General features: G+C 71.8%; 29 protein-coding genes and 1 pseudogene. 17 read left to right on the plus strand and 13 right to left on the minus strand.

Going from position 1 to position 24,863, the window contains the following annotated elements; all coding sequences use genetic code 11:
- Positions 1-282 precede the first annotated feature (282 nt).
- The 6 genes and pseudogenes from ACFYW1_RS15725 to ACFYW1_RS15750 form a co-directional block, all read right to left on the minus strand.
- Positions 283-1,119, minus strand: coding sequence for a helix-turn-helix domain-containing protein (locus tag ACFYW1_RS15725; RefSeq protein ID WP_388991989.1), 837 nt, complete (start codon positions 1,117-1,119; stop codon positions 283-285).
- Between the two features lie 9 nt (positions 1,120-1,128).
- On the minus strand, positions 1,129-1,863 hold the full coding sequence (locus ACFYW1_RS15730) for a DUF6879 family protein (RefSeq protein WP_388991992.1): 735 nt from the start codon (positions 1,861-1,863) through the stop codon (positions 1,129-1,131).
- Between the two features lie 150 nt (positions 1,864-2,013).
- A pseudogene (locus tag ACFYW1_RS15735) lies at positions 2,014-2,118 on the minus strand (XRE family transcriptional regulator); the annotation flags it as partial.
- Positions 2,090-2,431, minus strand: coding sequence for a hypothetical protein (locus ACFYW1_RS15740; RefSeq protein ID WP_388992153.1), 342 nt, complete (start codon positions 2,429-2,431; stop codon positions 2,090-2,092). The pseudogene ACFYW1_RS15735 and the gene ACFYW1_RS15740, both read right to left, overlap by 29 nt.
- Entirely contained in the window at positions 2,431-2,706 is a 276-nt protein-coding gene (locus ACFYW1_RS15745; RefSeq protein WP_388991995.1) for a hypothetical protein, read from the minus strand. The genes ACFYW1_RS15740 and ACFYW1_RS15745 overlap by 1 nt, the downstream gene beginning before the upstream one ends.
- The gene (locus tag ACFYW1_RS15750) at positions 2,703-2,867 is read right to left on the minus strand and encodes a hypothetical protein (protein ID WP_388991998.1); all 165 of its coding nucleotides are present in this window, start codon (positions 2,865-2,867) and stop codon (positions 2,703-2,705) included. Before ACFYW1_RS15750 ends, ACFYW1_RS15745 begins: the two co-directional genes overlap by 4 nt.
- 9 nt (positions 2,868-2,876) lie before the next feature.
- On the opposite strand from ACFYW1_RS15750, the gene ACFYW1_RS15755 reads away from it, so the two are divergent.
- The 7 genes from ACFYW1_RS15755 to ACFYW1_RS15785 all read left to right on the plus strand — a co-directional run bounded on the left by ACFYW1_RS15755 (position 2,877) and on the right by ACFYW1_RS15785 (position 7,024).
- Complete coding sequence (locus tag ACFYW1_RS15755) at positions 2,877-3,002, plus strand: hypothetical protein (protein WP_388992001.1); 126 nt, start codon at positions 2,877-2,879, stop codon at positions 3,000-3,002.
- The gene (locus ACFYW1_RS15760) at positions 2,999-3,211 is read left to right on the plus strand and encodes a DUF397 domain-containing protein (RefSeq protein ID WP_388992004.1); all 213 of its coding nucleotides are present in this window, start codon (positions 2,999-3,001) and stop codon (positions 3,209-3,211) included. The genes ACFYW1_RS15755 and ACFYW1_RS15760 overlap by 4 nt, the downstream gene beginning before the upstream one ends.
- A gap of 236 nt (positions 3,212-3,447) precedes the next feature.
- Entirely contained in the window at positions 3,448-4,038 is a 591-nt protein-coding gene (locus tag ACFYW1_RS15765) for a DUF1349 domain-containing protein (RefSeq protein WP_388992007.1), read from the plus strand.
- A 34-nt stretch (positions 4,039-4,072) separates the two neighbouring features.
- Positions 4,073-4,576 (plus strand): NUDIX hydrolase, encoded by a 504-nt coding sequence (locus tag ACFYW1_RS15770; RefSeq protein WP_388992009.1) that lies wholly within the window; start codon positions 4,073-4,075, stop codon positions 4,574-4,576.
- Between the two features lie 174 nt (positions 4,577-4,750).
- Entirely contained in the window at positions 4,751-5,581 is an 831-nt protein-coding gene (locus ACFYW1_RS15775) for a DUF2785 domain-containing protein (RefSeq protein ID WP_388992012.1), read from the plus strand.
- Between the two features lie 101 nt (positions 5,582-5,682).
- Positions 5,683-6,552 (plus strand): alpha/beta fold hydrolase, encoded by an 870-nt coding sequence (locus ACFYW1_RS15780; protein WP_388992015.1) that lies wholly within the window; start codon positions 5,683-5,685, stop codon positions 6,550-6,552.
- Positions 6,553-6,664: 112 nt separating this feature from the next.
- Positions 6,665-7,024: a hypothetical protein gene (locus ACFYW1_RS15785; protein WP_388992018.1), complete on the plus strand. Its 360-nt coding sequence runs from the start codon at positions 6,665-6,667 to the stop codon at positions 7,022-7,024.
- 26 nt (positions 7,025-7,050) lie between these two features.
- Here the strand turns inward: ACFYW1_RS15785 and ACFYW1_RS15790 are convergent, their stop codons facing one another.
- Together ACFYW1_RS15790 and ACFYW1_RS15795 are read right to left on the minus strand one after the other, a co-directional pair.
- Positions 7,051-7,968, minus strand: a complete 918-nt coding sequence (locus ACFYW1_RS15790; protein WP_388992021.1) for a MarR family transcriptional regulator — start codon at positions 7,966-7,968, stop codon at positions 7,051-7,053.
- A 347-nt stretch (positions 7,969-8,315) separates the two neighbouring features.
- Positions 8,316-11,150, minus strand: a complete 2,835-nt coding sequence (locus ACFYW1_RS15795) for an FAD-binding and (Fe-S)-binding domain-containing protein (RefSeq protein ID WP_388992023.1) — start codon at positions 11,148-11,150, stop codon at positions 8,316-8,318.
- Positions 11,151-11,613: 463 nt separating this feature from the next.
- On the opposite strand from ACFYW1_RS15795, the gene ACFYW1_RS15800 reads away from it, so the two are divergent.
- From ACFYW1_RS15800 to ACFYW1_RS15835, 8 genes are all read left to right on the plus strand, one after another.
- Positions 11,614-13,155 (plus strand): sensor histidine kinase, encoded by a 1,542-nt coding sequence (locus tag ACFYW1_RS15800; protein WP_388992026.1) that lies wholly within the window; start codon positions 11,614-11,616, stop codon positions 13,153-13,155.
- Positions 13,152-13,577, plus strand: a complete 426-nt coding sequence (locus ACFYW1_RS15805) for a roadblock/LC7 domain-containing protein (protein ID WP_388992029.1) — start codon at positions 13,152-13,154, stop codon at positions 13,575-13,577. The genes ACFYW1_RS15800 and ACFYW1_RS15805 overlap by 4 nt, the downstream gene beginning before the upstream one ends.
- Entirely contained in the window at positions 13,574-13,945 is a 372-nt protein-coding gene (locus tag ACFYW1_RS15810) for a DUF742 domain-containing protein (protein ID WP_388992032.1), read from the plus strand. The genes ACFYW1_RS15805 and ACFYW1_RS15810 overlap by 4 nt, the downstream gene beginning before the upstream one ends.
- Positions 13,926-14,582 (plus strand): ATP/GTP-binding protein, encoded by a 657-nt coding sequence (locus ACFYW1_RS15815; protein WP_388992035.1) that lies wholly within the window; start codon positions 13,926-13,928, stop codon positions 14,580-14,582. The genes ACFYW1_RS15810 and ACFYW1_RS15815 overlap by 20 nt, the downstream gene beginning before the upstream one ends.
- Positions 14,583-14,632: 50 nt before the next feature.
- On the plus strand, positions 14,633-15,862 hold the full coding sequence (locus ACFYW1_RS15820) for a cytochrome P450 (protein ID WP_388992156.1): 1,230 nt from the start codon (positions 14,633-14,635) through the stop codon (positions 15,860-15,862).
- Positions 15,859-17,067 (plus strand): cytochrome P450, encoded by a 1,209-nt coding sequence (locus ACFYW1_RS15825; RefSeq protein ID WP_388992038.1) that lies wholly within the window; start codon positions 15,859-15,861, stop codon positions 17,065-17,067. The genes ACFYW1_RS15820 and ACFYW1_RS15825 overlap by 4 nt, the downstream gene beginning before the upstream one ends.
- 120 nt (positions 17,068-17,187) lie before the next feature.
- Complete coding sequence (gene serC / locus ACFYW1_RS15830) at positions 17,188-18,306, plus strand: phosphoserine transaminase (protein ID WP_388992041.1); 1,119 nt, start codon at positions 17,188-17,190, stop codon at positions 18,304-18,306.
- Between the two features lie 159 nt (positions 18,307-18,465).
- Entirely contained in the window at positions 18,466-19,077 is a 612-nt protein-coding gene (locus tag ACFYW1_RS15835; RefSeq protein WP_388992044.1) for a Uma2 family endonuclease, read from the plus strand.
- On the opposite strand, the gene ACFYW1_RS15840 is transcribed toward ACFYW1_RS15835, so the two are convergent.
- The 3 genes from ACFYW1_RS15840 to ACFYW1_RS15850 all read right to left on the minus strand — a co-directional run bounded on the left by ACFYW1_RS15840 (position 19,078) and on the right by ACFYW1_RS15850 (position 21,439).
- Positions 19,078-19,485: a DUF4259 domain-containing protein gene (locus ACFYW1_RS15840; protein WP_388992047.1), complete on the minus strand. Its 408-nt coding sequence runs from the start codon at positions 19,483-19,485 to the stop codon at positions 19,078-19,080.
- 122 nt (positions 19,486-19,607) lie between these two features.
- A complete protein-coding gene (locus ACFYW1_RS15845) occupies positions 19,608-20,435 on the minus strand; it encodes an ABC transporter permease (protein ID WP_388992050.1) in 828 nt (275 codons plus the stop codon).
- Positions 20,432-21,439, minus strand: coding sequence for an ATP-binding cassette domain-containing protein (locus ACFYW1_RS15850; RefSeq protein ID WP_388992053.1), 1,008 nt, complete (start codon positions 21,437-21,439; stop codon positions 20,432-20,434). Before ACFYW1_RS15850 ends, ACFYW1_RS15845 begins: the two co-directional genes overlap by 4 nt.
- Positions 21,440-21,531: 92 nt before the next feature.
- On the opposite strand from ACFYW1_RS15850, the gene ACFYW1_RS15855 reads away from it, so the two are divergent.
- On the plus strand, positions 21,532-22,314 hold the full coding sequence (locus ACFYW1_RS15855) for a TetR/AcrR family transcriptional regulator (protein ID WP_388992056.1): 783 nt from the start codon (positions 21,532-21,534) through the stop codon (positions 22,312-22,314).
- Between the two features lie 82 nt (positions 22,315-22,396).
- On the opposite strand, the gene ACFYW1_RS15860 is transcribed toward ACFYW1_RS15855, so the two are convergent.
- Complete coding sequence (locus ACFYW1_RS15860) at positions 22,397-23,368, minus strand: WD40 repeat domain-containing protein (RefSeq protein WP_388992160.1); 972 nt, start codon at positions 23,366-23,368, stop codon at positions 22,397-22,399.
- Between the two features lie 58 nt (positions 23,369-23,426).
- Between ACFYW1_RS15860 and ACFYW1_RS15865 the strand changes: the two genes are divergently transcribed.
- Entirely contained in the window at positions 23,427-24,113 is a 687-nt protein-coding gene (locus tag ACFYW1_RS15865; RefSeq protein ID WP_388992059.1) for a GDSL-type esterase/lipase family protein, read from the plus strand.
- Between the two features lie 43 nt (positions 24,114-24,156).
- On the opposite strand, the gene ACFYW1_RS15870 is transcribed toward ACFYW1_RS15865, so the two are convergent.
- Positions 24,157-24,774, minus strand: coding sequence for a helix-turn-helix domain-containing protein (locus ACFYW1_RS15870; RefSeq protein ID WP_388992062.1), 618 nt, complete (start codon positions 24,772-24,774; stop codon positions 24,157-24,159).
- Positions 24,775-24,863 lie beyond the last annotated feature (89 nt).

The following is a 24,863-nucleotide window of genomic DNA, read 5'->3' on the forward strand; positions in this document are numbered from 1 at the left end:
GCTGCTGGGCATCCGACAGTGATGCGACCGGGGGCAGCTCCCGGGGAGCGTTCACGGCGGTCAGCGGAACACCTCTGCCAGGCTTCCGGGGCCGCTTCCGATGGGAACGGGTGCGAGTGCGCGGTGGATCAGCATGAAGTCCGGGAGGCCGCAAACCGGTCGGTCCGTGCCTTGGTTGTGTGTCCGTAAGGCCATGACCAGCACGTTAGGAGTGAAGGAGAATCAGACCCCCCTGTGATTCGCGAATATTCTCCAACTGTCAGGTGTGATTCGCGATGATGCTCACGAAAGGTTCAGCTGGGCCCGTGCCCGGGCGATCAGCCGGTGCGCGCCAGTCCCGTACACGGCTGATTCCGTGAGGCTGTCCCACACCCGTCGGTACACGCCGGTGCTCTCGGGGTCGTCGATCCAGAGCTCGGCGTGCCAGTCCTCGACGATGGCCAGCCGATCGTCGTACAGCCAGAACCCTGGCCCCGGCGGGATGGCCACCCGTGCACCCAGCGGGACTATGCCGAGCCGGACGGTGTCCAGTCCGATGGCCCCGACGAGTCGGTCGAGCTGGGCGGAGAGCACATCGGGAGGACACACCTTGGCGTGGAGAGCCGCCTCCCACATGACGATGTCGAATGTCCGGCCCGACCGGTAAAGCAGGTCCTGGCGACGCATGCGGGCCCGTACCGCTTCCTCGATGTCGCGGGGGGCCCGGTGGAGCGCGGCGAACCCGGTGAAGACGTGCCGGGCATAGTCCGGGGTCTGGAGCATGCCGACGACCATGGCCCCCTGCCACGCCCGCAATTCGGTCGACCGCTCGTACTCGACGGTGAGGGTGTCCTGCACGGATCGGTGGCCGGCACTCAGCCGACGGCGCCACGACCGGGTACGGGTCTCCAGTCCCTGGACATGGGCGCGGAGTTCATCAATAACCTCGGGGTTCCCGGTGCCCGTGGCCCATTCCGTGAGGTCGTTCGGGGTGGCCGTCTGCCGTCCGGTCTCCAGTTTGGAAACCTTCGCCTGCGGCCACCCCAGCTTCGCCGCCAGCGCCCGTTGGGTGGTTGCGCCCCGCAGCTCGCGGAGCCGACGGCCGAGCGCCTCACGGGCCTGCTGGAAGTCAGTGCTCACACGGCGAAGTTACCTCTGCGCCCGGTCGTGGGGCACGGCGTGATGCCAGGCTGCCTCCCGGACCTGCGCGTATCGCAGGACGTCCACAGGGTTCGTGACCAGCTCGACTCCGGTCATCTCGTCGGCGTCGTCGTGGTGGAGCAGGGCTACGACCCGGCTGTCGAAGATCCAGAAGTCCTCTCGTGGCAACTGGAGTTCGTCGGCCTTGCTGCGGGCCAGCACGCGGATGGTCTCGCCGACCGCGGTGTTTCGGCGGGCGTTGTCGAGGAGATAGCGCTGCCCTGGAGTGGGCGGCTCGTCGAGGATACGGACGCGCTCGAACCGTTTGCCGAGCGCGGACTGGTCGCGCCGTCCGGTGCACCAGGGGTCGTCGAGGTCCCAGTCGACGCGTCCCTCTGCGAGGAACTGCCGATAGGTGGCGGTCTCCTCGTCCGAGGCGTAGCGACGGCGCGTCTCCAGCCTCCAGGCCGAGTGCTTCAACTTGGCGAACATGTCTCCGAACGCATCGAAGGTGATGAACTGCGGTACGCGCACGGGCTCCTTCGGGCCGAAGTTGGCGAGCAGTTCACGCGGGACGACGACCGCGCTCTCCTCGGGGGTGAGGTTGTCGAGCTGGTGGAGTTCGGCCGGGTCGGTGACACGGTCACCCTGGACGACGTATCGATCGGTGCCGGGAATCTCGTACAGGGTCGGACATCCGTCGTTGCCCGAGTTGGTGCCGACCTTGCGCAGTTTCCGGACCATAGTGCCCTCCTGTGGTTGGCGATCTGTTGCGGACCGTAGCCGGGCGGGCCGACAGCGCGACAGGACGCAACCGCTCGCCTTGCCTCACCCGGGAGGAACAGGCCCCGACCGGCCGACTGGAGCGGGCTTGGGGTACCGAGCGGGTAGTCGGCCGAGCCGAGCAGCGAGGTCCTCCCCTTCCAGCCCGGCTTCGGTGCGCAGTTCCCGCAGACGTGCGCCGAGGGCTTCACGAGCGGTCTGGAAGTCGGTCGTCACACTGCCGAAGCCACCGCACGGATTGCTGTGCGGGCAGGGCGAGTCGCGCAGGCCGGGCGGTGCGGCTCTCGGTGGTGTCGCGGTCGTGGGACTGGGCCCGCACCATGCGGTCGATCTCCACCAGGCACGGGCCGCACGCGTACACGTCGCCCGTCGCGCCGGGGGTGTGCACGGAATCGATCCACAACACGCGCACGCCCTCGCGGCGGCAGTACAGCCAGCAGGACCCCGTCACCCACGCGTTGCCGTCATCGGTCCGCGCGACCGGCGGCCACGCATCGCGCCACGGCCGCCCCGCGGCAGGGGCGAACATCACGGCGCGCCCCCGTACGTCCGCACGAGCCGGGCCGGTTCGATCAGCGGTCGCAGCACCGCGTAGTCGCCGAAGTTCCGGCGGTAGCGGCGGTGACCCGTCTCCTGCGTGTGCCTGCGCTGCCACTCCTCCACCGGCCCGGGACCGCCGTACGTACCGGACTCCACACCGCACTCGGTCTCGTCACCGGACACACAACGGGCCTCGTACTCCGGCTCCGCCGTCACGTCCTGCTCGACGGAGAACGGGACGTAGCGGAACACCCGCCGGGTCATCGCGCCGTCTCCCGCCGGAGCGCGGCGGCGAGCGCACGGGCCGTCGCCACGTTGCAGCGCCCCAGGTCGATCAGCACACGCGGGGCGGTCCCGGCACAGGAAACGGCGTCGAGGGACAAGGACGGCAGCTTCACCCCCGCCGCCCCGAGCGCGTCGCCCATGGCGGTCAGGTGAACGACACCCCTAGCGTGGTAACGACAGCTGTCGGCATGTTCGACCGGCTCCGTATGGCGGCGCTGTCCGAGGAAGAGTCACTGACCCTGATTCGCAAGATCATGGAGGATCACGCCACATGAGCAGCACGCCCGACCCTCGGCCCATACGGTGGGTCAAGAGCACCTACAGCGGCGGCGACGGGGGGCAGTGCATCGAGTGGGCGCCCGACCACGCGCGCGCAACCGGTGAGTTCCTGATCCGCGACAGCAAGAACCCCAACGGCCCGCGCCTGGCCCTGACACATGAAGAGTTCACCGGCCTCGTGGAGCTCGCCAAGCACCACGGGTGACCCGCTGAGACCCGACCGGACGGCCCTCGCTGCGCGGCGGGGGCCGTTGTCATGTCGCCGGGGACACACCGGCGGCTGTCCGGCGCTGTTCTGCCTCATAAGGCGTGACCGGTGGTGGATCCACGGTGCGGCAAGGTGGCGATGATGTTGAATCACCTTGCTGAAAGTTTCAATGTTCCGGGTGAGTGTGTGGAGGGGGGCTTGCCCGGACCGAGCGAGAACAGGGCGGGCGGCGAATGGACGGTCAGCGTGTGATCGACTGGGCAGACGGCAAGTGGCTGAACCCGCCGCTGCGGACCGAGACGGACGGCGACGAGCTCGTCGTGACCACCCGGAGCGGCAGCGACTTCTGGCGTACCACCAGCTACGGTTTCGTGAAGGACGATGGTCACGCCCTCCTGACAGGGTTTCCTGCCGCGTCTGCCGTGGAAGTGACCTTCGTGGCGCAGTTCGACACGCTCTATGACCAGGCAGGACTCATGGTGCGGGTGGACGAGGGGACGTGGATCAAAGCCGGCGTCGAAATGACCGACGGCGTTCCGCACTTGGGTGCGGTGGTCACGTCCGGGAAATCGGACTGGTCCTTGTCCCCCGTCCCCGACTGGCACGGGCGTCGCGTCACCCTCCGAGCAAGCCGTGCGGGCGACGCCGTGACCGTAAGGGCACGCTGCGAGGAGGGCGCCTGGCAGATGGTCAGGCTGGCGCCCCTCGACCCGGATGCGGACGCTCTGGCGGGGCCGTTCTGCTGTTCTCCCCAGCGGGAGGGACTACAGGTGCGCTTCACCCGCTTCGCCCTGGGACCGGCAGACGCATCGCTGCATGCCTGAGAAGACCCATGGCAAGGGCCGTACGGTCTGCGGCATGGCAGCAGAGGATTCGAAGGCCCCCAGGCCCCGGGTGCAGTTGGTCATCGGCATCGTCCGCCGGGGCGACGAGATCCTGCTCGTGCGGGAGAGCCTCGGCGCCGGTGGCGAGGTCCTCTGGTCGCTGCCCGGCGGCGGGGTCGAGGACGGCGAGCTCATGCACGAAGCTCTCCGACGCGAACTGCGGGAGGAGACCGGGCTGCTGGTGGGCGACCCGGTACGGACCGCGTTCCTCATGCACATCGACTCCGAGCGGCACCCTTCGGCGCTGGCCGCCGCCTTCGAGATCGACGAGTGGTCGGGGGACATCGCGCCGCAGGACGACGACATCGAACAGGCCGCCTTCTTCCCCCTGCCCGAGGCCCTGGAACTGCTCGGCGAGCTGGACAGCGCAACGCAGCGGGAGCCCGTCGTCGGTTATCTGACCGGGGCCGTCGCGCCGGGAACCACCTGGCTGTACCGCAACCGGGGCACGGACGAGAAGCTCGTCGCCCGCTGGTGACGCCGGACAGCGGCCATCGCATGCGGATCACGGACCCAACGGATCCGGCGGCACCCTCGTGGTCGTCCGGTCCGGCACCGGCAGACGGTTCTCATCAATCCCGAACCGCCCGCTCACCCCGCATCTGTCCGATAATCGGTTGCCTTGTCGGGGAGTCTTCCCGAAGGTGAGGCGGTGAACAAGACCGACGACAGGCCGACGATCGACACGGCCCGCTGGCTGTACCTCTACGAGAACGACTGCCCCGCCCCGGCGGCGGCCGAGTTGCCGGCCCTCGTCGCCGAACTGGCCGAGGCCCTCCGCCACCCCGACCCGGACATCCGCGACGGCGCTCCCTATGTGGTGCTGCGGACGTGGATTCGACGGGACGTCATCGACGGGCCGTTGCGTGCCCGGCTGGGGGCCGTGATGGCCGACCGGTTCGACGACCCCGAGATCCAGGCGCGCACCTTCGCCCCGCTCGTGCTCGACATGATCGTCGGTCGTGGCGACTTCGACCCGGCCTGGCTCGCCGCCTTCTGGCGCTGGTTCCCGGCCGAGGCGGATCTGCGCGGGTACGATCCCGGGCTCGGCTGGCTCCATGCCGTCGCGCACGGCGCCGACCTGCTGGGCGGCTTCGGGCTCCATCCGGAGGTCGACCCGAAGGAGATGCTCGCGCTGGCGGCGGAGCGACTGGTGGTTCCGACCGACGAGCTCTTCGCCCAGCAGGAGGACGACCGGCTCGCCCGGGGCATCGCCCGCACGCTCACCCGGCCGGAACTCTCCGAGGCCGACGCCGTGGGCTGGCTGGACGCGATCGAGACGGACTTCGCCGCCGGTCGGCGCGGCGCCCCCACCGTGGCCGCGCACACCTCCAACGCCATGCGCACGCTGCGGATGCTGTACCTCCTCGCCGACACCGGCGTCCGGATCGACGGCGCCCCCGCCCCCGTACGCCCGCCGCACGCCGAGGCGCTGAAGCGGCGCCTGACGGAGGTACTGGCCCTGGTCTTCCAGGGAGCATGACGGGCGGGGCCGGGGCGGGCCGGGCCGGCCCGGTACAGCGCTGCTCGAAAAAATGTTCGTGGGGCCGATGAGTTTCCGCGGCGGCGCAGGTCTGTACGGGTATGAAGACCTACACCCTCGAAACGGCCGGTGCGGACCTCGTCTACGACGTTCGCGGGCCGCTGCCGACCGCGGACGGCCGCCCGCCGTTGCTCATGATCGGGCAGCCCATGGACGCCGCCGGCTTCGCCGCGCTCGCCGCGCGTTTTCCCGAGCGGACCGTTGCCACCTACGACCCGCGCGGGCTCGGCCGCAGTACCCGTAAGGACGGCCGGACCGACCACACGCCGCAGACCCAGGCCGACGACGTGCACGCCGTCATCGAGGCGCTGGGGGCCGGGCCGGTCGAGATGTTCGCCAGCAGCGGCGGAGCGGTCACCGCGCTCGCGGTCGTGGCGCGGTACCCCGCGGACGTGACCACCCTGGTCGCGCACGAGCCGCCGCTCATCACCCTCACGCCGGACGGCCCGGCGGCCGTGCGGGCGCGGGCCGCCGTCCGGGACGCCTACGAGAAGCGCGGTTGGGGTGCCGGGATGGCCGCGTTCGTGGCCATGACCTCGTGGGAGGGAGAGTTCACCGACGCGTACTTCGCACAGCCGGAGGCCGACCCCGCCGCGTTCGGGATGCCCACGGAGGACGACGGTTCCCGCGACGATCCGCTGCTGTCCGACCGGTCGTGGGCGGTCAGCGGCTACCGGCCGGACGCCGACGCGATCGCCGCCGCGCCGACCCGTGTCGTGATCGCCGTGGGCGAGGAGTCCGTGGACGTGCAGACCGGGCGCACCTCCGTCGCGACCGCCGAACTGCTCGGGCAGCGGGTGACCGTGTTCCCGAGCCATCACGGCGGCTTCTGCGACGGGGAGTCCGGGTATCCGGGGAAGCCGGACGAGTTCGCGCACCGGCTGCGCGAGGTCCTCGACGGCGCCTCGTAGGCCGGCGTCGGCTCCGGTCACCGACTCCTGTGAAATGTCCCGTGGAGACCGGCGCACTTGCGTGCGAGTTCTTCGACGCCGGGGCCGAGGGAACGGACATGGGGGCAGCAGCATGACGACGGAAGTGCGCGAGGAGCACGGGTGGGCCGAGCGGCTGACGGAAGGGGTCATCGTCGCCGTCGCGCTGGGCCTCTCGTTCTTCCTGCTGGGCGGACCCGCCATGATCTTCGGTACGGCGATCTGGCAGTCGGCCGCCGACCCCGGCACCACCGAGGCCGCCCAGTTCCTGGTGCTGGTGGTCTTCCTCGTCCTCATGGTGCTGCCGCTCGTCCTGGCCTGCCTGACGTTCCGCTCGGGCCTGCGCAAGGGCAAGAAGCGGCTGACGGCGGCGGTACCGGCAGCGCTGGCACTGTTCGGCGGTTCCCTGGTGTTCTTCGTCGTTCTGTGTCTGGTCTTCGTGCTCACGGGCTGACCACCGGCAACCGCCGTGTCCCGTGCTCAGACCGCCGGGCCGGTGCCGGTACCGGGTTCGGGTTCGGGTTGGCGGCAGGGCCTGCACAGGCCGTCGTGGAACGCTTCGGGGCGGCCGGGTGTGCGGCACTCGGTGCACTCGGCCAGCACGCGGCGTACGGGGGCTTCCGGTGCGGGCCGGGGAGTGGGGGCGGGAAGGCGGGGCGGGAGCTTGTCGCGCAGGCGGCGGCGTACGAAGCCGAAGGGCGAGCCGACGGAATCGGGGAGCCCGGAGGTCAGGGCACTCGTCAGGTACTCGGCGCCCACGCCCCGTTCGAACCACTCGGCCGCCAGCTGTTCCAGCTCCGCACAGTCCGCCGCCGAAAGCGCCAGCCGGGCGTCCCTACGGCCCAGGCGGGCCAGGGTCATGAACGCCCGCGACGGTCGCTTCTCTTCGCACGCTTCCGGCTCCGGCCGGGGTTCCGGCTGCGGTTCCGGCTCTGCGGTGCGTTGCTGCGGAACCGACGCCGGTACGGGCACGGGCTCCGGTACGGGTACGGGCGTGGCCTCGGCGGTGAGGAAGGCGTTCCACCATTCGTTGTCGTGGGCGCTGCGTGACCAGTAGGTCCGGGTGACCCAGCGGACCTGGTCGTCTTCGCCGCGCAGTTCGCGTACGCGGCGCAGGTGACCGGCCACGCTCAGGGCTTTCAGCGCGCTGCCGACGGCCGCCTGGCCGTACAGCGGGAGGTTCTTGGCCAGTGATTTGATGTCGACCGCCGAGCCGTCCGACAGGGCTTCGATGTAGCCCGCGATGTGCCGCTCACGTTCGGGCAGGAATGCGAAATCGCCTTCGAGCGGCGGACGTTGCTCCGGCACGGAACGCTTCCCGTAACCCGCTCGGGCCATCGGATGGGCACGCGAGGGTGCGGGCGTACACGGGGCAGGGCTAAGGTCGGCAACAGCCACTGGATCGCTTTCTAAGGTCGTCGATCTTGGGGTCAGGCCCCGGCCGGTGCGTCCAACACCGCGTCCGGGGTCGTTACGTTCGGCACCGTAGACAGCCGTGACCCTTCGCCGCAACTCGGTCACAACTAGTCATACTTGCTGGCCGTTACGGGTCAGGGAGGGGCGGGAGGTGTTCCCGAACCCAACCGGCCAACCAACCGCTTGAACAACACCGCTCGAATCCCGGCCCTCGAATCCCGAAGCTCAAGTCCCGGCTCCGGGAGCCTCCTTCGTACCCACCGAAGAGTGAACGGGGCCGTCCCGAGGCTCGAAGTCCGAAGCTCGGGGCTCGAAGCTCGGGGCGGGGTTCAGGAGGTGTCCGGTTCCGGGGGCAGTCCCTCCGCCAGGAGCTCCGCCAGGTGCCGGGCCCGTACGCCGCCCAGTTGGTCCAGCTGCGTGCGGCAGGAGAAGCCGTCCGCGAGGAAGGCCGTGCCCGGGTCCGCCGCCCGGACCGAGGGGAGCAGGGTCTCCTCGGCGCAGGCCACCGACACGTCCCAGTGGCCGCGTTCGAAGCCGAAGTTCCCGGCGAGGCCGCAGCAGCCGCCGCTCAGTTCGCCGGTCAGTCCGGCCCGTTCGCGCAGTCGGCGTTCCGCCGCGTCGCCCAGGACCGCGTGCTGGTGGCAGTGGGTCTGGCCGGCGACCGGGCGGTCCAGACGGGGCGGTTGCCAGTCGGGGGCGTACTCCTCCAGGTACTGGGCGAGGGTCCGTACGGAGGCGGCGAGTTCGGCGGCGCGCGGGTCGTCGGGGAGGAGTTCGGGCAGGTCGGTGCGGAGGGTGGCGGCGCAGCTCGGTTCGAGGACGACCAGCGGGTCGCCGAGGCTCGCCCCCATCCGGGCCAGGGTGCGGCGCATGACCTTGCGGGCCTTGTCGAGGCGCCCCGTGGACACGTAGGTCAGGCCGCAGCACAGGCCCCGGCCCGGCAGCAGCACGGTGCGGCCCGCCGACTCCAGGACCCGGACCGCCGCCCGGCCCACCCCGGGCGAGAGGCGGTCGGTGAAGGTGTCGGGCCAGAGGGTGACCACCCGGTCGTTGGAGAGGATCACCGATCCCCTGCCCCGGCGCCGTCCGAGCCACCGGGTGAACGACTGTCGTGGCAGGACCGGGAGCGTGCGTTCCGGGGCGATTCCGGCCAGCCGTTTGACCGGGGCCACCAGGGGGCGGACCCGGGCCAGGGCGTTCAGGACGGGGGCGAACGGGGCGGCCAGGCGCAGCCACACCGGCAGCCCGCCCATCGAGTAGTGCGCGGCCGGGCGCAGCCGCCCTTGGTAGTGGTGGTGCAGGAACTCCGCCTTGTACGTGGCCATGTCGACGCCCACCGGGCAGTCGCCGCGGCAGCCCTTGCAGGACAGGCAGAGGTCGAGGGCCTCGCGCACCTCGTCCGACCGCCAGCCGTCCGTGATCACCTCGCCCGCGAGCATCTCGTGCAGCAGCCGGGCCCGGCCCCGGGTGGAGTGGGCCTCCTCGCCGGTCGCCCGGTACGACGGGCACATCACGTCCGCGCCGGTGGTGCGGGGCGTACGGCACTTGGCGACGCCCACGCACCGGCGCACCGCCGCGGAGAAGTCGCCGCCGTCGTGCGGGTAGCCGAACGCGACGTCCACGGGGCGTTTCGGCAGCACCTCGAAGCGGAGGTTCTCGTCGAGCCGGGCGGGGCGGGCGAGGATGCCGGGGTTCATGCCGCCGTCCGGGTCCCAGACGTCCTTGTAGCGGGCGAAGAGGGCGACCAGCTCGTCCCCGTACATGCGGGGCAGCAGTTCGGCGCGGGCCTGGCCGTCGCCGTGCTCGCCGCTCAGCGATCCGCCGTGGGCGACGACCAGGTCGGCGAGGTCCTCGGAGAAGCGGCGGAAGCGGGCCACGCCCGCCGTGCTCAGCAGGTCGAAGTCGATCCGGACGTGGATGCAGCCGTCGCCGAAGTGTCCGTACGGGGTGCCGCGCAGCCCGTGTCCGGCGAGCAGGGCGCGGAACTCGCGGAGGTAGGGGCCGAGGCGGGCGGGCGGTACGGCGCAGTCCTCCCAGCCGGGCCATGCCTCGGTGCCGTCCGGCATGCGGGTCGCGGTGCCGGCCGCGTCCTCGCGGATGCGCCACAGGGCCCGCTGCCCGGCCGGGTCGGTGACGACGGTGCCGTCCAGGGCGTCGGCGGCGCACAGGACGCGTCCGGCGTGCGCGCGGGCCTCGGCCGGGGTGGCGCCGCCCGTCTCGACGAAGAGCCAGGCCCCGGCGCGCGGCAGCCCGGCCGGTTCGCGGACGAGGTCGGCGGCCATGCCCTCGACGGTGAGCGGGTGGTGCGTGAGCAGCCCGGGGGCGGCCTCGGCCGCCGCGGACTCGTCGGCGTAGCCGAGTACGGCCAGGGCGCGGGCCGCCGGCGCCTCGACCAGCCGTACGGTCGCCTCCGTCACCACGCCGAGCGTTCCCTCGCTGCCGCAGAAGGCGCGGGCGAGGTCGGTGCCGCGCTCGGGCAGCAGCGCGTCCAGGGCGTATCCGGAGATGCGGCGCGGGAAATCGGGGAAGCCGGTGCGCAGGAGGGCCAGGTTCGCTGCGGCGAACGCCGGCAGTTCGCGCAGCGCGTCGGGGAGGGGGGTCGTCGCGGCCGGGCCCAGGCGCAGGGTGTCGCCGCCGTAGCGGGCCACGGTCAGGGCGTGCACGTTGTCGGCCGTGGTGCCCCAGGCGACCGAGTGCGCGCCGCAGGAGTTGTTGCCGATCATCCCGCCGAGGGTGCAGCGGCCGTGCGTGGAGGGGTCGGGTCCGAAGGTGAGGCCGTGCGGGGCGGCGGCGGCGCGCAGGTCGTCCAGGATCACGCCGGGCTGGACGACGGCGGTGCGGGACGGGGCGTCCAGCGCGACGATGCGGTCGAGGTGACGGGTGAGGTCGAGGACGACGCCGGTTCCGGTGGCCTGGCCCGCGATGGAGGTTCCGCCGCCGCGCGGCACCACGGGAACCCCGTGCGCGCGGCAGACCGCGAGGGCGGCCGAGACGTCGTCGGCGTCGCGCGGGGCGACGGTGCCGAGCGGTACGCGGCGGTAGTTGGAGGCGTCCATCGTGGTCAACGCCCGTGCGGTGACGTCGAATTCGACCTCCCCGCGGAGCTCGGCGCGCAGGTCCCGTTCGAGCGCGGGGTGTTCCGTCGGATTCCGGTGTGCGGCCATGGATCCAGGATGCCGTCGGCCGGGCCGCCCGGCCGCCCCGCGCCGCGCGTTTCCCGCGAATACGCCGCTGCGTCGGAATACGTCGGACGCGCGATCACATACGCAACAGAAAACACCACAAGCGCTTCCCAAAGAGAGCACCAATTCTCATATAGTGACCTCGACTTACCTTGGAATCATCAGCTCCAGTTGTCTCTTTTGCTCCTGCTGTGACGAACCGTCCGGGACCGCCCGGAACGGGACGGTTCGACCGGTCGAACTCGGCCGGTCCCGACCTCGGCCTCGGCCGAAGTCGACCGCGACCGATAATCGGTCGCTCAGCCTGCTCGACCCGCACCACCCGCTTCATCTGCAAGACCGCACCACCTGCACCACCCGCTTCACCCGCACCACCCCGTAAGACCGCACGCCCGTCCGCATCCGTCCGCACCCGTCCGCCCCCAAGGACTACCAAGGACTCCCATTGAGCCCCTCATCCCGGCCGACCGCAGCGGCCCTGCTGATATCGCTGGCCGTCACCGGCGCCCTGAGCCTGTGGGCGGTCGTCGCCGCCCCCGACTCGGTGCGGACCACGCTGGCCTGGGGTGCGGGCGCCGCCGCCGTGCTGCTGTCCGCCGCCGTGGCCACCGCCGTGCACGCCCGCGGCACCGCGAACCGCCTGCGGGCCCGTATCGCCTCGGAGAACCAGCGGTTCACCGGTGAGATCAGCCGTCTCGTGTCCGCCTCCGCGGCCGAGGGGCAGCGGTTCACCGCCGAGACCGCCCGGATCAAGTCCGCCGCCGCGGCCGAGACCGCCCGGATCAGGTCGGCCGCGGAGGCCGAGACCGCCCGCGCCGCCGCCCAGGCCGCCGCCGACACCCAGCGGTTCACCGCCGAGATCGAGCGGCTCACCGCCCGCGCCACCCGCAGCGAGACCGAACGCTCCGCCGCCCTCGCGGCCTGCGCCAACGCCGCGGGCCGGATGCAGGCCCTGGCCACCAGCATGCTCGCCGACCTGCGCGAGATGGAGCACCGGCACGCGGCCGAGGACGTCCTGGGCGACCTGCTCCACCTGGACCACCGCACCGCCCAGGCGGGCCGGCTCGCCGACTCCATCGCCGTGCTGACCGGCGCCCGCTCCGGACGGCGCTGGGCGAAGCCGATCGTGATGGAGTCGATCCTGCGCGGCGCGATGGGCCGGATCAGCGGCTACCAGCGGGTGCGGCTCCACTCCACCAGCGACGTCGCCGTCGCCGGTCACGCGGCGGAGGGCGTCATGCACGCGCTCGCCGAACTCCTCGACAACGCCGCCAACTTCTCGCCGCCCACGGCGGAGGTCCACGTGTACGTCGAGGAGGTCCCGGCCGGCATCGTGCTGACCGTCGAGGACAGCGGCCTGGTCATGAGCGAGGTGCAGCTGCGCCGCGCCGAGCGCGCGGTGTCCGCCGACGTCCGGGACCTGACGGGGCTGTCCGGCACCCGGCTCGGCCTCGCCGTCGTCGGCCGGCTGGCCCGCAAGCACGGGCTGACCGTGTCGTTCCGCCCGTCCGCGCGCGGCGGCACCGGCGCCCTGATGATGCTGCCCCAGGAGCTCCTCACCCGCGCCCCCGCCCAGGTCCCGGCACCCGCCGGGCCCGCGCCCACCACGCCCCCGGCCACGGCACCGGACCGGATCCCGGACCAGGCCCCCGCCCCGGCCGCCGCTCCCGTTCCCTCGCCCGCCCCCGCGTCCGAGGACGCCGTAGCGAACACCTCCGCGAGCACCTCGGCGAGCGCCTCCGAGGACGCCTCCGCCGCCTCCGAGACCACCGGCAGCCTGCCCCGGTTCGGCGAGAGCGGACTGCCCAAGCGCCGCCGCGGCCGTACCCTCGCCGCCGCCGAGGCCCGCGCCAACGCCACCACGGACGGGGCGAGGACCCCCCGCCCCCGCACCTCCGACCCCAAGGAACAGGCAGCCCGCTTCAGCAGCTTCCGCCAGGCTGTTCGGGCCAATTCCCCGCACCCGGAAGAAGGCAACACCCGATGACCGCGACCACCGACGAGAAGCTCAACTGGCTGCTGGAGGGGCTGCTGGAGCGCACCCCCGGCACCCGTCACGCCCTCGTCCTGTCCAGGGACGGCCTCAAGCTGTGCCGCACCCCCGAGCTCTCCGTCGACCAGGCCGACCAGCTGGCCGCGATCTCCGCCGGCATCCAGAGCCTGTCGCACGGCGCCTCCATCGAGTTCGGTGACGGCACCGGCGGCGTACGGTCCGCGATGGCCGAGTTCTACGGCGGGGTGCTGTTCATCGTCGAGGCGGGCGACGGCGCCCACCTCGCGGTCGTCGCCTCCGAGGACTCCGACGTCGGCCTCATCGGGCACAACATGAGCGAACTCGTCGAGCAGCTCGGCGAGCACCTCAGCGCCCCGCCGCGCTCCCCCGCCGCCGACGCGACCGCGACCGTATGACCACCCGTCCCCGTCCCCGGCCCGGCCGGGACGACGATCCGGACCGGCTGTACACCCTCACCGGGGGCCGCAGCCGGTCCGACTCGGACGCGTTCGACCTGGTGACGCTGGTGGTGTCCGAGTGCGAGCCGACCCCCGGCATGCAGTCGGAGCACGTCACGATCCTGCGGATGTGCCAACGGCCCACCGCGGTCGTGGAGATCGCGGCGGCCCTCGGTCTGCCCGTCGGCATCGTCCGGATCATGCTGTCCGATCTGCTGGACACCGGCCGCATCAGCGCCCGCCACCCCCGTACCGCCCGTGTCGCGGACCGGCTCCCCGACCCCGACATCCTGGAACAGGTGCTCGTTGGACTCCGCAACCTCTGACCGTGCCGCCCTGCAGGCGACGGCCGACAACGGACTGAAGATCGTCGTCGTCGGCGGCTTCGGGGTCGGCAAGACCACCATGGTCCGCTCCGTCAGCGAGATCCGTCCGCTGAACACGGAAGAGACCATGACCCGCGCGGGCGAGGCCGTCGACCGCCTCGACGGCGTGCAGTCGAAGACGTCCACGACCGTCGCCTTCGACTTCGGCCGGATCTCGCTCGACGCCCGCTCGGTGCTGTACCTCTTCGGCGCCCCCGGCCAGGAGCGCTTCTGGTTCCTGTGGGACCGGCTGTTCTCCGGCACCCTCGGCGCCGTCGTGCTCGTCGACACCCGCAGGCTCGCCGACTCCTGGTACGCCATCGACCGCCTGGAGCACCACGGCACGCCGTTCATCGTGGCGTGCAACGACTTCGGCGGCCCGCTCCACAGCGAGCAGCAGATACGGGAGGCGCTCGACCTCCCGGACGACGTGCCCCTGGTGGAGTGCGACGCCCGGGACCGCTCGTCCAGCAAGTACGTACTGATCACGCTGGTCGAGTACCTGCGCACCCTCTCCCAGAAGCGGGCCGCCGACGCCCCGGCCCCCGACCCGAGCCCGGAGATCACCCCGGCGATGACCCCGGAGCCCACCCCGTGACCCAGCCCCCGGTGCCGGTCTCCGGCTGCCCCGTGTCCCACCAGGGCCGCATGCCGCTCTCCGGCCCCCGGTTCCAGACCGAACCGGCCCGGCTGTACCGGGAGATGCGCCGCGACCACGGTGCGGTGGCCCCCGTCGTGCTCGACGGCGACGTCCCCGCCTGGCTGGTGCTCGGCTACCGCGAACTGCACCAGGTCACCGCCGACCCGGTGCTGTTCAGCCGCGACTCCGACCTGTGGAACCAGTGGGACCGCATCCCGGCCGACTGGCCGCTGCTGCCGATGATCGGCCGCAAGCAGCCGTCGATCCTGTACACGGTCGGCCCCCGGCACACCGAACGCGCCGCGATGATCAGCAACGCGCTGGAGGCCGTCGACCCGTTCGCCCTCAAGCGGTACGCGGAGGAGTTCGCCGACGGCCTCATCGACCGGTTCTGCTCCACCGGCCGCACGGAGATCATCGCCGAGTACGCGATGCTGATCCCCGCGCTCGTCCTGGCGAAGCTCTACGGCTTCGCCGACACCGTCGGCGCCGCGCTCGTCGGCTCGCTCAACGACATGATCGACGGCCGGGAACGGGCACTGGCCGGGCAGCAGCACCTCGCCTCGTCCATGGTGCAGTTGCTGGCCGACAAGCACGCCGCGCCCGGCGACGACGTCGCCTCGCGGATGCTCGCCGACCGCGGCGGCTTCACCGACGAGGAGGTCGCCCAGGACCTCATGGTCATGATGGCCGCGGGCCACCAGCCGACCGCCGACTGGATCGGCAACTCGCTGCGGCTCATGCTCACCGACGACCGGTTCGCCGCCTCCCTGTCGGGCGGCCGGCACAGCGTCGCCGAGGCCATGAACGAAGTGCTGTGGGAGGACACCCCGACCCAGAACGTCGCGGGCCGCTGGGCCTCCCGCGACACCCACCTCGGCGGACGCCACATCCAGGCGGGCGACCTGCTGCTGCTGGGCATCGCCGCCGCCAACGCCGACCCGCAGGTCCGCACCGACGGTTCCGCGCTGACCGGCGGCAACAACGCCTTCCTCTCCTTCGGCCACGGTGAGCACCGCTGCCCGTTCCCGGCCCAGGAGACCGCCGAGGTCATCGCCCGTACCGGCATCGAGGTACTGCTCGACCGGCTCCCGGACATCGACCTCGCCGTCCCGGCCGAACAGCTCACCCGGCGGCCGTCCCCGTGGCTGCGGGGCCTGACCGACCTGCCGGTGACGTTCACGCCCACCCCTGCCCTGGGCCCCACCACAGCAACCGACACCGGAGACCAGAGATGACCCGGATCGCCCTCGACCCCTTCGTCACCGACCTCGACGGCGAGAGCGCCCGGCTGCGGGCCGCCGGTCCGCTCGCCGAGGTGGAACTCCCGGGCGGGGTGCCCTGCTACGCGGTCACCCACCACGCCGAGGCACGGCAGCTGCTCACCGACAGCCGGATCGTGAAGGACATCGATGTCTGGAACGCCTGGCAGCGCGGCGAGATACCGATGGACTGGCCACTGATCGGCCTCGCCAACCCGGGCCGCTCCATGCTCACGGTCGACGGCGCGGACCACCGCCGGCTGCGCACCCTGGTCGCGCAGGCGCTGACCGTGAAGCGGGTGGAACGGCTGCGCACCGGCATCGAGGCGCTGACCACGGCGAGCCTGGACCGGCTGGCCGCGCTGCCGAAGGGCGAGCCGGTCGACCTGAAGGCGGAGTTCGCCTACCCGCTGCCGATGAACGTCATCAGCGAACTGATGGGTGTGGACAGCGCGGACCACCCGCGGCTGAAGGAACTCTTCGAGAAGTTCTTCTCGACGCAGACGCCGCCGGAGGAGGTCCCGCAGATGATGGCGGACCTCGGCGCGCTCTTCACGAAGATCGTCGACGGCAAGCGGAAGAACCCGGGCGACGACCTCACCAGCGCCCTGATCGCGGCCTCCGAGGACGGCGACCACCTCACCGACGAGGAGATCGTCAACACCCTCCAGCTGATCATCGCGGCCGGTCACGAGACCACGATCAGCCTGGTCGTGAACGCGGTCGTCGCGCTCCAGACCCACCCCGAGCAGCGCGCGCGGGTGCTGAGCGGCGAGGTGCCGTGGGAGAACGTGATCGAGGAGACGCTGCGCTGGAACTCCCCCACGTCGCACGTCCTGATCCGGTTCGCCACCGAGGACGTCCGGGTCGGCGACAAGGTGCTGCCGAAGGGCGAGGCGCTGATCGTGTCCTTCGGCGCGCTCGGCCGCGACGAGACGCAGCACGGTCCGTCGGCCGGTGAGTTCGACGTCACCCGCTCCCCCAACCGCCACATCGCCTTCGGCCACGGCCCGCACGTGTGCCCGGGTGCGGCGCTGTCCCGGCTGGAGGCGGGGGTGGCCCTGCCCGCGCTGTACGAGCGGTTCCCGGAGCTGGAGCTCGCCGTGCCCGCCTCCGAGCTGCGGAACAAGCCGATCGTCACCCAGAACGACCTGCACGAGCTGCCGGTACGTCTGGGCTGACCGGCCCTCTCCCGGTGCGCCGTGCACCGGCCTTCCCGGCACCGTCCACGGACCGGGGAACATATCTCACCTCACGGACACGGTGTCCGGCCGTGTCCGTGAGGTACTACGCTCCGGTTCGTGGCCGATATCCAGATTCCCGCTGACATCAAGCCCGCCGACGGACGCTTCGGCGCCGGTCCTTCCAAGGTGCGGACGGAGGCGCTCGACGCCCTGGCCGCCACCGGCACGTCCCTTCTCGGTACGTCCCACCGCCAGGCCCCGGTCAAGAACCTGGTCGGCTCGGTGCGTCAGGGCGTGCGCGACCTCTTCTCCCTCCCCGAGGGCTACGAGGTGATCCTGGGCAACGGCGGCTCCACCGCCTTCTGGGACATCGCGACGCACGGACTGATCGAGACGAAGTCCCAGCACCTGAACTTCGGCGAGTTCTCCTCGAAGTTCGCGAAGGCCGCCAAGCTCGCCCCGTGGCTGGCCGACCCGACCGTGATCGCCTCCGACCCGGGCACCCACCCGGACCCGCGGGCCGAGGCGGGCGTCGACGTCTACGCCTTCACGCACAACGAGACCTCGACCGGCGTCGCCGCGCCGATCGAGCGCGTCGCGGGCGCCGACGAGGGCGCCCTCGTCCTGGTGGACGCCACCTCCGGCGCGGGCGGCCTGCCGGTCGACATCGCCCAGACGGACGTCTACTACTTCGCCCCGCAGAAGTCCTTCGCCTCCGACGGCGGCCTCTGGATCGGCGTCTTCTCCCCGGCGGCCCTGGAACGCGCCGCGCGGGTCCACGCCTCGGGCCGGCACGTCCCGGAGTTCTTCTCGCTCCCGACGGCGATCGACAACTCCCTCAAGAACCAGACGTACAACACCCCGGCCCTGGCCACGCTCTTCCTCCTGAACGAGCAGCTGACCTGGATGAACACCCAGGGCGGCCTGGACTTCGCCACCGGCCGCACGGCCGCCTCGGCGCGGAACCTGTACGGCTGGGCCGAGGAGTCGAAGTACGCGACCCCGTTCGTCACCGACCCGGCCAAGCGCTCGCAGGTCATCGGAACGATCGACTTCTCGGACGAGATCGACGCCGCGGCCGTCGCCAAGGCCCTGCGCGCCAACGGCATCGTCGACACCGAGCCGTACCGCAAGCTGGGCCGCAACCAGCTGCGCGTGGCGATGTTCCCGGCGATCGACCCGGCGGACATCGAGGCGCTGACGGCCTGCATCGACTACGTGATCGAGAAGCTGTGACGGTGTAGTACCCGTACGCAGCACCCGTACGAGGAAGGGCCCCGCGTGCCGGCGCGGGGCCCTTCTCGTTCATCCGGGCGGGTGATGGGACGCCACAGGCGTGCGGACGGCCGGATCTCCCCACGACGATGGCCCCGACGTTCCCCCAGGAGGCCCGCCATGCCCGCAGCGACAACCGACCGCCCCCGTGCCGGTGAACCGGAAACACTGCTCACCGCGGCGAACAGAATCATGGAGTGCTGCCCGGGGTATCGCGTCGAGATCATCGGAGGCGTCATCGTCGTGGGTCCGCTCCCGGACGGGCGGCACGCCAGGGTGCTCACCAGAGTCGTGGTTCCGCTGCTTGCCGCAGGGCTCCACGGGCAGGCAACCGACGTCCTCCAGGGAATCGGCCTGTGGCTCCCCGGCGGCCCCGAGGACTACGCCATTCCCGATCTGGCGATCGTCGACGCCGATCTCGACGAGCACCTGATCGAGAACAACTGCTACGACCCCGCCGTCTTCCGCCTCGTGCTGGAGGTCACCTCCAGCAACTACAACAACGACCTGCGCAACAAGGTCGTCGCGTACGCCGAGGCCAAGATCCCGGTGTACGTGATCGTCGACCGCAGGCACGGCCGGGTGCACGTCCTGACGGAGCCCGTCAGCGGCGGTTACGACAGTCACCAGGTGTACGCCCCCGGGCAGACGGTCACGCTGCCCGAGTCGATCGGCGCCCCGGTGACCCTCGACGTCGACGGTCTCATCCGGGCCGGACGCCCCCGCGGCTGATCAGCCGGACGCGGCCACCAGCACCTCCCGGAGCCGGGCGATGCCCGCGGCCCATTGCTCGTCTCCCCCCTCGTCCCACAGCTCGCGCAGCTCCGAGTCCTCGCCCAGCACCGCGTCGAGGGCCTTCACCGCGAGGGGGCGCAGGTCCGTCGCCAGAGTCGGCAGCGCCTTGTCGGGGCCGTACGCGGTGGTCACCGGCTCGCCACCCGGGCACTGGGCGGCGACCAGCGCCGCCGCCGCGACCGCGACCGCCCCGTCGTCGCTGTCCAGGTAGTCCGTGGGGGCGAGGGCCGCCTCCAGGGCCTGGCGGATCACCGCTTCCCGTTCGTTCTCCGGCGTGTCGTCGACCTGCCCGGAGAAGTCCGCCGCGGTGTCGTTGTCGAAGTGACCGGTGTCCCAGGTGCCCATGGGGCCCTCCGTAAGCGCTGTTCCTGTACTTCCCGTGCTTCCTTACGGAGCGCATGCTCGCACGGGCCACTGACAACGAGGTCCGGCAACCCGGCGACTCTTCGGCTGAGCAGCCCTGCGGCTCAACGGCTCAGGTGTTGGAACCGCCGCACCGCCAGCGGCAGGAACACCGCGGTCAGCACCAGCGGCCACACCACCGCCATCAGCAGGGCGTGTTCCTCCACCCAGGTCCCGCCGCCCGCCACCGGGTTGCCGAAGAGTTCACGGGCCGCCGTGACCGTCGACGAGATCGGGTTCCAGGCGGCGACGGTGCCCAGCCAGCCCGGCATCAGGGAGGGGGCGACCAGGGCGCTGGAGATCATCGTGGCCGGGAAGGCGACGGCGTACAGGCCGCCCGCCGACTCCGGGTCCGGGAGCAGGAGCCCCAGCCAGACGCCGACCCAGATCAGGCTGAACCGGAGCAGCAGCAACAGTCCGAACGCGCCGACGGCGGCGGCCGGTCCGCCGTCCGCGCGCCAGCCGATCGCGAGGGCCGTCACCGCGAGGATCACCAGTTCGGCGGCGGCGACCACCAGGTCGGCGAGGCCGCGCCCGGCGGAGACCGCGGACGGCGCCATCGGCATGGAGCGGAACCGGTCCACGACGCCCTTGTTGATGTCGGTCGCCACGGCCATCGCGGTGTTCATGAACCCCATCGCCATGGTCGTGGCGAACATGCCCGGCATCAGGAACTCCCGGTAGTCGCCGCCTCCGGGCACCTTCATGGCGCTGCCGAAGACGTACCCGTACAGCAGCACGGAGAGGATCGGGAAGCCCAACTGCCAGATGATGGCGGTCGGTTGGCGCTGGTAGTGGGTGAGGCTGCGCCGGGTGACGTTCCAGCTGTCGGCGAGTGCCCAGCCGATCCGGCCGCGTGCGGGGCCGGCCGGGTGCGGTGCGAGGGCGGTCATGCCGCCGCCTCCTTCTTCTCGAACTCTTCGGATGCCTTCGTGCGGTGCCCGGTCAGGTTCAGGAACACGTCGTCGAGGCTCGGTCTGCGCAGCCCGATGTCCTCGATCCCGATGCCCTCGTCCTGGAGGGTGCGCGCGACCTCTGTGAGCGCGGCGACCCGGTCGGTGGCGATCTGGGCGTGGACGCGGCGGGCCTCCTCGTCCCGGACGACGGGGCCGGTCCCGGCGACGCGCTCCACGGCCCGCGCGACCGCGGGCAGGTCGGCGGACTCGGCCGCGACGACCTCGATCCGGTCGCCGCCCACCCGGTTCTTCAACCCGTCGGGGGTGTCGTCGGCGATGGCCCGGCCCCGGTCGATGACAGTGATGCGCGAGGCGAGCCGGTCGGCCTCCTCCAGGTACTGGGTGGTGAGCAGCACCGTCGTGCCACCCTCGACCAGCGCCCGTACGCTGTCCCAGACCTCGCCCCGGCCCCGCGGGTCGAGCCCCGTCGTCGGCTCGTCCAGGAACAGCACCCGGGGCGCGAGGATCACCGAGGCCGCGAGGTCGAGGCGGCGCCGCATGCCGCCGCTGTACTCCCCGACCCCCTGGTCGGCGGCGTCGCACAGGTCGAACCGCTCCAGCAACTCCGCGGCCCGCAGCCGGGCCCGCGCGCCGCCCAGACGGAAGAGCCGCCCGAACATCTCCAGGTTCTGCCGCCCGGTCAGGACCTCGTCGACCGCGGCGTACTGCCCGGTGAGCCCGATCCTCTCGCGTACGAGCCGGGGGTCGCGGGCCACGTCCGCCCCGGCGACCTCGGCCCGCCCCCCGTCGAACCGCAGCAGCGTCGACAGGACGCGCACGGCGGTGGTCTTGCCGGCCCCGTTGGGCCCGAGCAGCCCGTGGACGGTGCCGGCCCCGACGGCCAGGTCGAATCCGTCGAGCGCCCTCTTCTCCTCCGCGCCCCGCTTCCCGTACCGCTTCACCACTCCCTCGGCACGTACGGCACATTCGCTCACGGCCATGCCCGGACCCCCTTCGTCAATGAATTGGGTACACCGTACCCGAATTAGAGTACAGCGTACTCACTTTTTGGCCGCGGTCTTACGCTGAACCCATGACGAAAAGCGTTTCAGCGGGTGGGGCGGACGGGACGACGACCGGCAGCGGTGACATCGCGCGCAGTCTGGAACTCCTCTGGGGCACCGGCGACCGTCCCAGCCGCGGCCCCAAACCGGCTCTCACCCTCGGCCGGATCGTCACCGCCGCCGTGACGATCGCCGACGCGGAGGGACTGGCCGCCCTCTCGATGCGCCGGCTCTCCACCGACCTGGGCACCGGCACGATGTCGCTCTACCGCTACGTCCCCGGCAAGGCCGAACTGCTCGACCTGATGCTCGACCACGTACTGGGCGAGTCCCTGGACACCGCCCCGGCCGACGTACCGGCGGACTGGCGCGTCGCGCTCGCCACCATGGCCCGCACCTATCTGGAGCAGCTCGACCGCCACCCCTGGCTCCTCAAGGTCAACCAGGCGCGCACGGTGCTCGGCCCCAGCGCCCTGCGGGGTCTGGAACGGGCCCTCGCCGGGCTCGGGGGCATGGGGCTGTCCGGCCGGGAGCTGATCTCGACGATCATCACGGTCAACAGCTTCGTGGAGGGCATCGCCCGCACCCGGCTCCAGGCCGTCGAGGCCGCGCGGCAGACCGGGCTGAGCGACGACGCCTTCTGGGAGAGCCAGACCCCCTACCTGGAACGGGCCATGGCGAGCGGCGACTATCCGCTGATGGCGGCGCTCGACGAGGACGCCTTCAGCTACGACACCGACCACTTCGCGTTCGGCCTGCAACGGCTGATCGACGGCTTCGAGGTGCTCGTCGAGCAGCGCGCCGGGAAGTGAACGAGGGGCCTTCGGGCGGTCGGTCCTTCGGGCGGTCCGGGGGCGGCCTTCGGGCGGTCGGTCCTTCCGCCGCCCCGGACGGTCAGCCCTTCTTCCGCCGCAGCCCCAGGAACACCAGGAAGCCCACCCCCACCAGCGCCAGCGTGCCGGTCAGACCGATGCTCCCCCCACTGTCCGCGTCGCCGTCGGACGAGGTGCCGTCCCCGGACGCCCGTTTCCCGTCCTCACCGGCCCGTCCGATCACCTCCACCCGTTCCACGTCGCTCTGCTCCCCCTCCGAGCCGAACATCAGCGCCGACCCGTCCGCCGTGTACGTCACCGACTCGGCCTGCCGCTGGATCGGGGCCCGCACGGCGTGGTCGGCGCCGAGCCTGCCGTTCTCGAAGGCGTAGGCGCGGGCGCTGAAGTAGGAACGCAGCAGCAGCTCCTTGCCGTCCGGCGAGAACGCCCCGTCCGTCACCCACGGCACCTCCCCCACCCGCCTGAACACGTTGGCGCCGCCCGTGGTCAGCTTCTCCGGGCCCTCGTACAGTCCGCCGCCGTCCTCGTTCTTCGACGCGATGTAGACCCGCCCCGTCTTGGGGTGGACCATCAGTGCCTCCGCGTTGCGCGGGCCGTCGGCGTACTTCACGTCGAACTGGGTGGCCCGGACCGTAGCGTCCTTCAGCTCCTTCGGCTCCGGGAAGCGGTAGATCCAGACGTGGTCCCAGCTGCCGTTCAGGTTGTCGCCGATGTCACCGACGTACAGGTTGCCGTCGGGGCCGAGCGAGATGGCCTCCACGTCGCGCGGCCGGCCGACCCCGCGCAGGGTGATCGTCGCGACGGTCTTCCCGGTGCGGGAGTCCACGGCGTAGACGTACGGCCCGTCGTCGCTGTCGTTGTGCGTCCAGTAGACGCCGGGGTGGGCGCGGCTGGCGGCGAGGCCGCTGGACTCGGTGATCCGGGGGTCGTCGATCGTGAAGCTCTGATCGGCCCCGTCGTCGGCCACGGCCGGGGCCGGCCCGGCGAGGAGGAGCAGCGCGGCGGCCGCGGACACAGTCAGGTACGAACGCATGGCCCAAGTGTCCATCGTCACGTCGCAGGCCGGAGCGGTGATCCGCGATGATGACGCCATGCGGTTCACGTTTGTCGGCGATTCCATGACCATCGGCTGCGCCGGCGACTTCACCTGGCGCTACCGGATGTGGCAGCACCTCACCGCCACCCTCGGTACGCCGTTCTCGATCGTCGGGCCGCGCAGCACGTTGTACGACACATCGGCGAATGCCCCCGTCGGTCACGAGTACGGCGCTCCGGACTTCCCCGCCGCGGCCCGCGCCCACCTGGCCGGCTGGGGCGAGGGCTGGCTGCACATGGCCCCGGTGATAGCCGGCACGGTGGCCGAGCACCGCACCGACGTACTGCTCGTCTCGCTCGGCCTGATAGACCTCGGGTTCTACACCGACAGCGACCAGACCGCGCTGAACGCCAGGGCGTTCGTCGCGGCGGCCCGCACCGCGAACCCGCACGTCAGGATGGTCTTCATGCCCGTGATACCGAACGTCCGGGCCGAGTCGGACGCCCCGTTCGCCGCCGAGTGCGACCGCTTCAACGAACTCCTGGCGAAGGTCGTCGCCGACCTCGACGAGCCGATGTCCCCGATCCTGCTGGCCTCCCGCCCGCCGGGGTACGACATCCACCGGGACACGTACGACGGGACGCACCCCGGCCCCACCGGCGAACACCTGCTGGCGGGCGCGTTCGCCGACGCGATGCACCAGGCGTGGGGCGTGGGCGGCCCGTACACGGCCCGCCCGTGAGCCGGTGCCCCCCGGTGGCGACCGGGTGGGCTCCCGGGGCGGCTCACCGCTGGGTGGGCCGGGCCCTCACGTGCATCCGCTCCCCCTGCTGACCGAACAGGCTGAGGAACTCCACCGGCTCCGGCCCGGCGCTGGCCCAGGCGTGCGGGGTGTGCGTGTCGAACTCGGCGGCCTCGCCCGCCGTGAGCACCAGATCGTGCTCCCCCAGCAGCAGCCGCAACCGCCCCGCCAGCACGTACAGCCACTCGTACCCCTCGTGCACCCGCTGCTCCAGCGGCCCCGTCGATCCCCGGCTGCCGGGCAGGATCTGCTTGTACGCGTGCAGCCCGCCGAGGTGCCGGGTGAGCGGTACGAACGTCATGCCGTCGCGGACGAAGGGGCGGAAGTGAACGCGCGGGTCGCCGGTGGCCGGGGCTCCGACGAGTTCGTCCAGCTGCACCCCGTACGCCTTGGCCAGGGGCAGGAGCAGTTCGAGCGTGGGTTTGCGGCCGCCGGACTCCAGGCGGGAGAGGGTGCTGAGGGAGATCCCGGTCGTCTCGCTGAGCTGGGCCAGGGTCGTGCCGCGCTCCCGGCGCAGGGCCCGCAGCCGGGGCCCGACGCCGGTCAGGACGGTCGTGATCTCGTCGTCCGGTCGTTCCGTGTGATCCGCGCCGTTCGCCATTCCCCCATTATTCGGTTCACGGCACTGCGGGTCGCCCGGCCCGCGGCGAGTCGGGGCGGCCCGCGGCGGGTCAGGTCAGGTCAGGTCAG

Source organism: Streptomyces sp. NPDC002669 (assembly GCF_042889165.1).
GTDB lineage: Bacteria > Actinomycetota > Actinomycetes > Streptomycetales > Streptomycetaceae > Streptomyces.